The organism is Cytophagia bacterium CHB2 (assembly GCA_030263535.1).
GTDB lineage: Bacteria > Zhuqueibacterota > Zhuqueibacteria > Zhuqueibacterales > Zhuqueibacteraceae > Coneutiohabitans.
The window spans coordinates 1-9,881 of sequence record SZPB01000242.1 but is presented as its reverse complement, the minus strand read 5'-3'; the positions used below and the strand labels follow the sequence as shown (position 1 = coordinate 9,881).

9 protein-coding genes are annotated in these 9,881 nt (G+C 53.7%); 8 read left to right on the top strand and 1 reads right to left on the bottom strand.

Annotation, left to right across the window (positions count from 1 at the left end; translation table 11 throughout):
* Positions 1 to 13: 13 nt before the first annotated feature.
* From FBQ85_20365 to FBQ85_20340, 6 genes are all read left to right on the top strand, one after another.
* The gene (locus FBQ85_20365) at positions 14 to 1,036 is read left to right on the top strand and encodes a hypothetical protein (GenBank protein ID MDL1877491.1); all 1,023 of its coding nucleotides are present in this window, start codon (positions 14 to 16) and stop codon (positions 1,034 to 1,036) included.
* Positions 1,037 to 1,315: 279 nt separating this feature from the next.
* Positions 1,316 to 1,639 (top strand): nucleotidyltransferase domain-containing protein, encoded by a 324-nt coding sequence (locus FBQ85_20360; GenBank protein MDL1877490.1) that lies wholly within the window; start codon positions 1,316 to 1,318, stop codon positions 1,637 to 1,639.
* Between the two features lie 37 nt (positions 1,640 to 1,676).
* Positions 1,677 to 2,318, top strand: coding sequence for a hypothetical protein (locus tag FBQ85_20355; protein ID MDL1877489.1), 642 nt, complete (start codon positions 1,677 to 1,679; stop codon positions 2,316 to 2,318).
* Between the two features lie 421 nt (positions 2,319 to 2,739).
* Positions 2,740 to 3,339, top strand: a complete 600-nt coding sequence (locus FBQ85_20350; protein MDL1877488.1) for a hypothetical protein — start codon at positions 2,740 to 2,742, stop codon at positions 3,337 to 3,339.
* Between the two features lie 107 nt (positions 3,340 to 3,446).
* A complete protein-coding gene (locus tag FBQ85_20345) occupies positions 3,447 to 5,051 on the top strand; it encodes a TIGR03663 family protein (protein MDL1877487.1) in 1,605 nt (534 codons plus the stop codon).
* 210 nt (positions 5,052 to 5,261) lie between these two features.
* Positions 5,262 to 6,227, top strand: coding sequence for an FAD:protein FMN transferase (locus tag FBQ85_20340; protein MDL1877486.1), 966 nt, complete (start codon positions 5,262 to 5,264; stop codon positions 6,225 to 6,227).
* A 6-nt stretch (positions 6,228 to 6,233) separates the two neighbouring features.
* Here FBQ85_20340 and FBQ85_20335 read toward each other — a convergent pair whose 3' ends face one another.
* Complete coding sequence (locus FBQ85_20335; protein MDL1877485.1) at positions 6,234 to 6,962, bottom strand: glycosyltransferase; 729 nt, start codon at positions 6,960 to 6,962, stop codon at positions 6,234 to 6,236.
* A gap of 101 nt (positions 6,963 to 7,063) precedes the next feature.
* On the opposite strand from FBQ85_20335, the gene FBQ85_20330 reads away from it, so the two are divergent.
* Both FBQ85_20330 and FBQ85_20325 read left to right on the top strand, forming a co-directional pair.
* Positions 7,064 to 7,918, top strand: a complete 855-nt coding sequence (locus FBQ85_20330; protein MDL1877484.1) for an MBL fold metallo-hydrolase — start codon at positions 7,064 to 7,066, stop codon at positions 7,916 to 7,918.
* Positions 7,919 to 8,031: 113 nt separating this feature from the next.
* Positions 8,032 to 9,881, top strand: a 1,850-nt coding sequence (locus FBQ85_20325) for a hypothetical protein (protein MDL1877483.1), incomplete at its 3' end; no start/stop codon positions are given.

The following is a 9,881-nucleotide window of genomic DNA, read 5'->3' as shown; positions in this document are numbered from 1 at the left end:
TTTGACCTCGGGCATGTTGTGCGTTGATTGCCATCGCAACGGCCTGGATCACAACATGACGCGCAGTTATCCTGGCGAGCCGCAGGCCGAGAATAATCTCATTGCCGCAAGCTTTTCGTGCGAAGGCTGCCATTTGCCGAATGATGCGCATGAGGTGCCGGTGGCAGGCCGTGCCGGCGCGCCCATTCCCAAACATGCCGGGATTCCAACGTTGCATTTCGAGCGGATGACATGCACGGCGTGTCATAGCGGACCGTGGCCAACTGCGCAGACGCAAGCGGTGAAGACGTCGCTGGCGCATGCGCTGGGCACGCATACCGTGAACCGTTCGGAGTCGGCGTTGCCGCATATCGCCGCGCCCGTGTTTGTGCGTGAAGATAACGGCAAGATTGCGCCGCATAAAATGTTCTGGCCTGCGTTTTGGGCAAGAGTGGAGGGCGACACGGTTGCGCCGATTGCGCCCGCTGAAGTTGCGGCGTTGGCGGATACTCTTTTTTACGGCATCGATTCAACCCGCGCGGGAGATTGGTTTACATTTGAAGAAAACCAAATTGCAGAAATGTTGCGGCGACTCACAGCGGCAGATTCCAGCAAGCGAACGGCGGCTTATATCGCCGGCGGAAAACTCTACCGGCTGAACAACGCGGGCAGATTGCTGCAAGAAAAGCATGCCGCGGCAGCGCCCTATTCCTGGGCGATGGGACATGACGTGCGCCCGGCCTCGCAATCGCTCGGCATGCGCGGCTGCGGAGATTGCCATACATTCAATGCGCCGATTTATTTCAGTCAATTGAAAGTCGATTCGCCGATGGAAGCCGACCGCCGATCAACCTACAAGACGATGACGGATTTCGCCGATCTCAGCGGTTTCTATGCGCGTTTCTTCGCGCTCACCTTTCTGCTGCGCCCGCTGCTCAAATGGCTGATGATCTTCGTGAGCGTGATTGTCTCCGCAGTATTGCTGTGGCATGGCCTGCACGGCTTGGGAAGTTTGATGAAAGCAGCAGAGAGATTGGAAGAAAATTCCAACGGCTGAAAGCGGCCAACAGATTTTTTTGATCGTCGTTGGCTGAGCTTGTCGAAGCCAACGGGTTTATCGATGCAACTTCGCTGCCTTCGACGGCTCGACTGAGCTCGCCGAAGTCAAGCTCAGGCAGCGCTTTTCCGTTGAAGAAATCGTTGTTTTATTCGCGCGAATTCGATTTTTTAACAACATTGTCCATAGGAGTAGAACTTCTACGAATCGTGCGACCTACTTCACAGAATTCGAGGCGCTTCGAGCCAAGATGGAAAAATTGAAAACGGAAGAAGGGTTATGAAGTACGGCCTCCCGCCATCCGCCATCCAGAAGATTTGCGCCGTTCTTAATCGCTACCCGCAGGTGGACCAGGCAATTCTGTACGGCTCGCGCGCCAAGGCCAATTACAAAAACGGCTCCGACATTGACCTGACCCTGCGTGGCGGCGAGGATTTGACGCTGAACGTGATTTACAAAATCCTCAACGATCTCGACGACTCGTTCCTGCCGTACACCATTGACCTGTCCATCTTTAACAACATCAGCGATCCCGACGTGATCGAACATATTCAACGCGAGGGCGTCACGTTTTATGAGAAGGGTGTTCGTGAGCCAGCATGATCGGATGATTTTTAACTAATCACACGGGCTTGAAAACATGTTCCGTATCATCTCCCTGATCGGGCTTCTCGGTATCACCGTCGCTATTGTTTGGGCGGTGCGTACCCGGCTTGTGGCATTGGCCGGCACAAAGCAAACCTTGCGACAGCAGAGTCTTGAGCTTACCAACAATCTGCGGCAATGGCGTTCGCTTTCGACGCCGGCATTGTTAAGCACGCTTATGCGTTTTTTCTATTTGGTAACGCTGGCCTGCGTTTTTGTGTTGGCGCTGACCGGTTTTCTTCCGGTGATTTTTTTTGGCGCTGCGGTTTCGAATTTTGCGCTGATGCTGCATCTCATGCTGGCGCCGCTGTTTGCTATTGGCCTCATGGCGCTCGCGCTCTTTTGGGCGCACCGCCATCGCTTCAATGCCAACGATTGGAAGCATCTGCGGCAAGGATTCAAAAAAGAAAATCATTCGCCTTCACCGGTCCAGCCCAATGTTTGGCAAAAAATCTGTTTCTGGCTGGGATTGCTGCTGGCCCTGCCGGTGATTGCTTCAACCATCTTCATGATGTATCCGCTGTTGGGCACGAGTGGGCAGGAATGGCTGTTGCATGTGCACGGCTATGCCGGATTGTTGTTGCTGGCAGTTGTGCTGTTGCATGCGTATTTTGTTTTGGCGAATCGCCGAAAATAGTTTTGAGACTGCCGCCCGGGCGGTAGCAGTCTTCAAACCTCGAGATCATGCGCGGAAACCTTTTCGCGCCCTTCATGTTCGGGTTGGCTGTAATCTTAATCAAATTATTGAGGAGAGCATTTCAATGATATTCAAACACGAAAAAAGCCCGGTGCGCCTGCTCGTTGCCATGTTCGCGATGCTGGCGCTGCTGATGATTTCTTGCAGCAAGAACGAGTCTGCCGATCAGGGCGCGACGCAGGAAGCGCAAACACCCGCGGCGGAGACGCCTGCTCCGGAGACGGCGCCAGCCGAGGAGCCGGCAACAATGCCGGCAGAATCGCAACCGGTCGAAACGCCAACACAGGCCGAGGCCAAAACCCCGGCGCCGGCACCGGGAGAAGCGGCTGTGCAACCGGCGCCAACCGCCGCTGAAGTCAAAATGGTTGAGCTTGATATTAAATTGCCCAAGCCCATGTTCATCGGCACGCCGCAAAATATTCAAGTGCCCAAGCTCGAAAAGCCGCTGGGTAAACCGCGCCCGCCTTTCCTTGCGCCTGAAGGCACGACGAATGTTGCTGCCGGCAAGCCGGTGTCAAGCTCGGATGAAGCGCCGGTCATCGGCGAATTGAAAATGATCACAGACGGCGATTGTGAAGCAGGCGACGGCAGCTATGTTGAGCTTGGGCCATTTTTGCAGCATGTCACCATCGATCTCGGCAAGAAGCACACGATTTATGCGATTCTGGCGTGGCATTATCACAAACAGCCGCGCGTCTATTTTGATGTCATCGTGCAAGTCGCGGACGACGCCGACTTCACCAGCAATGTTGCAACGTTGTACAACAATGATCTCGACAATTCGGCGAAAATGGGCGTCGGTGAGGACAACCATTATGTTGAAACCTCCGAAGGCCGCTTGATCGACGCCAAAGGCGTGTCGGGCCGCTATGTCCGGCTTTACAGCAACGGCAACAGCAACGATGATTTGAACCACTACATCGAAGTTGCAGTGTATGGCAAGCCGGTTGGCGCGATTTAGCGTGCGCTTTTATGGTTGTTGGATTGTTGGAGTGATGAAGTGAGGGATTACTAACCGGCATCACTCCAATGATCCACTGATGTTATACTCCATGACTCTTGCACGCCATGTCGAAACCCCTCAAGCCGAATATCATACGCGCCATTCTGGTGCTGGCGATCATTGCTCTGGCTTTGGCTTTGCGCTTGCCAGAATTGCAGCAACGTCCCATGCACGGCGACGAGGCGGTGCATGCCATCAAATTCGGCGCATTGTTGGAAGATGGGTATTATCGTTACGACAGCTTCGAGTATCATGGCCCAACGTTGAATTACTTCACGCTGCTCCCGGCCTGGCTCAGCGGCGCTCACCGCCTCATCCAAGTGAATGAGTGGACGCTGCGCCTGGTGCCGGTTTTTTTTGGCCTTGTTCTTGTCTTGTTGCCGCTGCTGTTGACGGATGCGAGGGGGAAAGCCGCTGCGCTTGTCGCGGCAGCGTTGACGGCAATCTCACCGGCCATGGCTTATTATAGCCGCTACTATATTCAGGAGATGTTGTTGGTGTGCTTTACGGCTGGCGTCATTGTGTGCGGCTATCGTTATGCGCAAAGCCAGCGCCCCGGCTGGGCCGTTACTTTGGGCGTTTTTTTCGGATTGATGCATGCGACGAAAGAAACGTGCATCCTAGCGTGGGCCGCGATGGCCATTGCGTTGCTGGCCATCTGGCGCGGCGAAGCCATCTCACACTTAAAAAGGCTCAATCGCCGCCATGTTCTCGCCGCCGCCATCGCGGCTGCGGCAGTTTCGCTGCTGTTTTTCTCCTCGTTTTTCACGCATACGCGCGGCATATTGGATTCCCTCTTAACCTACAAAACCTATCTCACCCGCGCCGGCAACAACGATCTGCACATTCACCCCTGGCATTACTATCTACACATACTCGCCTATTTTCGTCTCGGCAATAATCCGTTTTGGAGTGAGGGATTGATTCTTGGCCTTGCGATAGTGGGCGGCACTGCCGCCTTTAATAAGAACTGGAGCAGCGGGGCAAATCAAGCACTGTTGCGTTTTCTCGTGTGCTACACGGTTATCATGACAGCAGCCTATTCTTTGATTCCCTACAAGACGCCGTGGAATATGCTTAGCTTTTTGCACGGCATGATTTTGTTGGCCGGCGCCGGCGCGATAGCCATGTTCAAAATGCTGTCCACAAGACCCGCGCGAGCGATTGCATTGATCGTGCTGCTCGGCGGCGGTGTGCATTTGGCCTGGCAATCCTATTTAGCCAACCATCGCTACGACGAGAATCCCGCCAATCCCTACGTCTATGCTCACCCGGTGAATGATGTCTTCAAGATCGTACAGCGCGTCGAAGAGATTGCGCAAATTCATCCTGACGGCCGTAACATGCACGTGCAGGTTATTTGTCCGGATAACGATTATTGGCCGTTGCCGTGGTATTTGCGCGCATTTGACAACATCGGGTGGTGGCAGGAAGTTGATGCCGCGACGCCGGCAGCGCAACTCGTCATTGCTGCGCCGCAATTCGAGCCTGCGTTGCTGCACAAATTCTATGAGTTGCCTCCGCCGGGGCAGCGTTATCTCTACGTTCCTTTGTTTGACGGCTATACGGAATTGCGCCCTCAAATCGAATTGCGTGGTTATGTGAGAAAAGATTTGTGGGATCGCTTGCTGGAACACGAAGCCTCATCGAAAAATTCAAGTAACGACTAGCGCTCTGCGTTTCAATTGTAGAAGTTTTCACACATTCTCAGGCAACCTGGAAATCGAGGCTCATCGAGCATCTTAAAATAGCGCCCACAAAAGCCGAACTCCCACCCCAAAAAGCGAAATTTTTTTCAGTGGGATTTCATTTCAGTGGGCAAGACACCTCCAGAATTTTATTCTGAGATACCAAGGACATAATGGTTTCTTTGGGTAGCGATGGCGCAATCATCACAACACATCGACCTCATCACGAAGCCAGAGGGCGCGATTCCCAACCTGCATCGTTTCGCGCACAAAGCAATGGCGACGATTTATGAGATTTTTATTATCAATGATGACGCGACCTACGCCCGACAAGCGGCGCATGAAGCGTTTCATGAATTGGATCGTCTTGAGGAAGAATTAAGCCGCTTTCGCGCGAATAGCGACATTACACGCATAAACAATCTTGCCGCGCATACGCCGTTGTGCCTCAGTCTCGATACCTTTGAGTGCCTTCAACTTGCCCGACGCATTTCACAGGAAACCAAGGGCGCTTTCGATGTCACAGTCGGCCCGTTGCTGAAGTGCTGGTTGAACCCGGACAAAACACTGCGCACACCCGAGGCCAAAGAATTGGAGGACGCGCGCCGCAATGTTGGCATGCACTTGCTGAAACTGGATGAATTAGAGCATACGGTCACCCTGCTAGCGAGTCCGGTTCATCTCGATCTGGGCGCCATTGGCAAAGGTTACGCTGTTGATGTGATGGCGAATCTATTGCGCGAGTGGGAGATCGAAATCGCTTTGCTGCACGGCGGCCGCAGTTCGGTTTATGCGCTCGGCGCGCCGCCGGAAACCGCAGGCTGGCCGTTGAGCATCAGCAATCCCATGCGTTCGGAACAGCCGCCGATGACGCTTCATCTTTGCAATCGAGCCGTGAGCGGATCGGGTTTGCAAAAAGGCCAGCATATTATCGATCCTCGCTCCGGCCGGCCGCTTGCGGTTAAACGCGCAGCGTGGGCGATCACGCCGGCGGCGGCGGTTTCTGATGCGATTTCAACGGCTTTCATGATCATGACGTTCGAAGAGATTGCAGACTTTTGTGCGCAACACGTTGAAACCCGTGCAATCATCGCTGCAACAGAAGAGCAGGGCCAAGAAAACTTTATGCAATTCGGCGGAGCTTCATCATCGGCGTGATGCGCCTCAGGCGTGTTCTTTTTGTAGAGTTTGCTTGATGGTTTTCAACTCACGGATAATTTGTTTCGGGCTGCGCGTGAAGGATAAACGGCTGTCGCGGTCGCATGTCCATTCCACCGGAAACTCTTTGATGCGGTAGCCTTTGCGCCGGGCGCGTAAAATGATTTCAATATCGAACATGAATCCATTGGTCCGGCAATGGCCGAACAATTCGCGCGCGACCTCACCGCGATAAATCTTGAAACCGCATTGCGTGTCGGACAGTGACGCGGGCACGCGCATCCAGTAAACCGCGAGCCCGCGGAAAATTTTGGCGGTGAAGCGCCGGAGCCATGTTTGAGGTTTGATAATCTTGCTGGCCGCGAGTTTGCGCGAGCCATGCGCGAGATCACAATCGCCGTTCTGAATCATGCGCAATCCGACTAATGCGTTTTCATACGGTATGCACAAACCGCTATCGGCAAACATGAGATACTTGCCGCTCGCCGCGGCCACGCCGGCGCGAATGGCGAAACCTTTGCCGCGATTTTGTTCATAACGAATGACCGTGCATCTCACTTCCGGGCCGCATGTGATACTCTTGGCGACAGCCGCCGTATCGTCGCGGCTGCCGTCGTCGACAACAATGATTTCGCCCGCAAGATGATTGCTTTGCAAAAAAGCGCAAGCCGCCTGAATATCGGCTGCTATTTTTTCCCGTTCTTCGAAAACGGGTATAATGATGGAAAATTCCATGAGGCATGGTATTAAGATTGTGGCTGGCGCGCAACTAAAATTTCAAAGCGCAACTGTTCGCTTTCGCAGGATAAATGCAGTAAAACCGAGGACAAGTGCTTATGATCAAGCCTTTCTTGCAAGACGATGCTTTTCTCGCCGACATTCGGCGCGCTGCAGCAGAACATGAATCGTTTCATCTTTGGTGGCTGGGCCAAAGCGGCTTTCTGCTGCACTGGCAGGGCCGTCATCTCTTGCTCGATCCCTATCTTTCTGATTCATTGACCAAAAAATACGCCAACACTGATCGCCCGCATGTTCGCCTGACGGAGTTGGTAATCGATCCGGCGCGGCTCGATTTTATCGATGTCGTCACCTCCAGCCACAATCATACCGATCATCTCGATGCGGAAACATTGATTCCTCTGATAAATGCCAACCCCGAAATCACGCTTGTGATTCCTGAAGCCAATCGCGATTTTGTCGCTGAGCGCTTGAAGATTGACGCGGCTATGCCGGTTGGCATCAACGCGGGTGAGACCATTGAGATCAAAGCTTTCAGAATCACTGGCGTGCCGGCGGCGCATGAAGAACTTGAATGCGATGAACAAGGCCGTTGCAAGTTCATGGGGTTTGTGATTCAATGCGGACCGTGGACGCTGTATCACAGCGGGGACACGGTTTGGCGTGATGAGATCGTGGGTCGGTTGAAGGATTTTTCTATCGACGTCGCGCTGTTGCCCATCAATGGCCGCAAGGGTGATCCGCGCATCGCCGGAAATCTCAATTCGCAAGAAGCTGTTGCCCTGGCGCGTCAAATCGGCGCGCGGCTTGTGATCCCATGCCACTACGAGATGTTCGCATTTAACACGGCCGATCCGCAAGAATTTGCGCGCGAAGCCGAGACGCAGGGCCAGCGGTATCGTGTGTTAAAATGCGGCGAACGTTGCAGCCCGTTTCCGCAGAAATTATCTTGATTATATGCTTTTTTCTGTGCAATAAGGGGCGTTTCTTGTGTGATTATTGGAGGAACGCAGCTTCACCAACTGCTTTAAACAGGCAGAGCGAGTGCCGCTGCTAATGGGAGAGAATGAATATGACCGAGGGTTATAAACGCTGCCCCTATTGCGACGAAGATATCCGCGTCAATGCCATCAAATGTAAACACTGCGGCAGCTTTCTGACGGAGCCGGCTAGTGCGGGCGCCATTCGCCAAACCGCGATTCGCGAGGCGTTGCTGGCGCGCTATGACGTTTTGGAAGAGATCGGCCGCGGGGGCATGGGGATCGTTTACAAAGCCATCCAAAAAAACCTCAACCGTCCGGTGGCGCTGAAAGTTTTGCCTCCACAATTCACGCCGGACGAGGAATTCCTGCGACGGTTTCACGGCGAAGCGCGCAAGGCGGCGCAGCTCAATCATCCCAGCATCATCACAATTTACGACGAAGGCGTCGAGAGCGGTGTTCATTTCATCGCAATGGAGTTTATCGACGGCGAGGATTTGCGCAGCATCATTTTGCGCGAGCGTTTTTTGCCGGTCAAAACCACGATCAATTGGATTCGTCCCATCATTGACGGCCTGGGCTATGCGCATCGCAAAGGCCTTATCCATCGCGACATCAAAAGCGCGAACATTTTGATCAGCCGGGAAAACCGTCCCGTGCTCACGGATTTTGGTATTGCACGCATTACCGCGGATACTCAATCAACCCGCGCCGCAGACGCGTCACAACTCACTCGCCCGGGCACGATTATGGGCACGCTGCAATACATGAGTCCGGAGCAAATTACCGGAAAGCCTGTGACGCCGGTTAGCGATATTTATTCCTTAGGCGTGGTAATGTATCAATGCCTCACCGGCGAACTTCCCTTTCGCGGGGATACCGATTGGTCAACGATGCACAAAATTGCCAACAATGCGCCGACTGCGCCGCGCGGCATCCGCGGCGATATTCCCATGTCGATTGAGACATTGGTCTTGCGCTGTATGGCCAAGGATCCCTCCCAGCGCTACCAGAGCTGCGAAGAATTGCTGGTTGTGATGGATCAGGCAATAGCGCAAGCACAAGTGCCGAGCGTCACAATAAAATCTTTCGATGCAGACGAGACGCTTGCCGAAGAGCAAACCCGTCTCACGCCCGCGGGCGTTTCTCCGCCGGTTCGTGCAAAAATAAACACCATGCTGCTCATTGCCGGCATTTTCGTACTATCTGCCCTGGGGTTATTATGGTGGCTCAATTCCAGCAAAGATTCAGTGCAAGAAGAAATCGCGCGACTGTTGCGCCAGGCCGAGATGCTCGAACGCGACAACAAGCTTTTTGCGCCGCCGGGCAGCAACGCCTTCCAAGTTTATCAGCAGGTGTTGCAGAGGGATTCGCTGAATCCCGAGGCGGGGTTACGCTTGCAACAGATGCGCGAAGAAGTTTTGCAAAATATTCATACAGCTCTCACACAAGAGGATTATCCCACGGCGCAAAATCTAATTCAGACTGGGTTGGAGCATTTTCGCGGCGACAGCGCGTTCATAAAGTTGCTGCGCTGGCAGGAAATCCCTGAACTGGTGCGGCGAGCGCAACAGCATCTGCGACGCAGACAATACAACAAGGCTCGGGAGATTTGCGCGCAAATTCACGACATTGATCCGCGAAATGAGCCGGCGTTCGACATGCTTGAGAAAATTTTCGCCGTGCATGCAACGGCTCCTGAGCAACAAGCGCCGGACAGCAGCACGATCGCCGGAGGCGCTATTCAAAAGGGCGCAGAGCTGGCGGTGGAAACCCGTCCCAACCCAATGCTGGCAGAGCCGTTTCTGGGAATCTCATTTGTTGCCGTTGCGGGCGGCCCATTTGAAATGGGAGATGCTTCGAATCTCGGACAGGAAGACGAACGCCCGGCGCATCGAGTCGAGGTAAATGGTTTTCGTATAAGCCAGCACGAAGT

Excerpts from the sequence above, each read along its gene's own strand:
- FBQ85_20340 (MDL1877486.1), top strand. The coding sequence starts at position 5,262 with ATGGCGCAATCATCACAACACATCGACCTCATCACGAAGCCAGAGGGC.
- FBQ85_20360 (MDL1877490.1), top strand. The coding sequence starts at position 1,316 with ATGAAGTACGGCCTCCCGCCATCCGCCATCCAGAAGATTTGCGCCGTT.
- FBQ85_20365 (MDL1877491.1), top strand. The coding sequence starts at position 14 with ATGTTGTGCGTTGATTGCCATCGCAACGGCCTGGATCACAACATGACG.
- FBQ85_20355 (MDL1877489.1), top strand. The coding sequence starts at position 1,677 with ATGTTCCGTATCATCTCCCTGATCGGGCTTCTCGGTATCACCGTCGCT.
- FBQ85_20350 (MDL1877488.1), top strand. The coding sequence starts at position 2,740 with ATGGTTGAGCTTGATATTAAATTGCCCAAGCCCATGTTCATCGGCACG.
- FBQ85_20335 (MDL1877485.1), bottom strand. The coding sequence starts at position 6,962 with ATGGAATTTTCCATCATTATACCCGTTTTCGAAGAACGGGAAAAAATA.
- FBQ85_20345 (MDL1877487.1), top strand. The coding sequence starts at position 3,447 with ATGTCGAAACCCCTCAAGCCGAATATCATACGCGCCATTCTGGTGCTG.
- FBQ85_20330 (MDL1877484.1), top strand. The coding sequence starts at position 7,064 with ATGATCAAGCCTTTCTTGCAAGACGATGCTTTTCTCGCCGACATTCGG.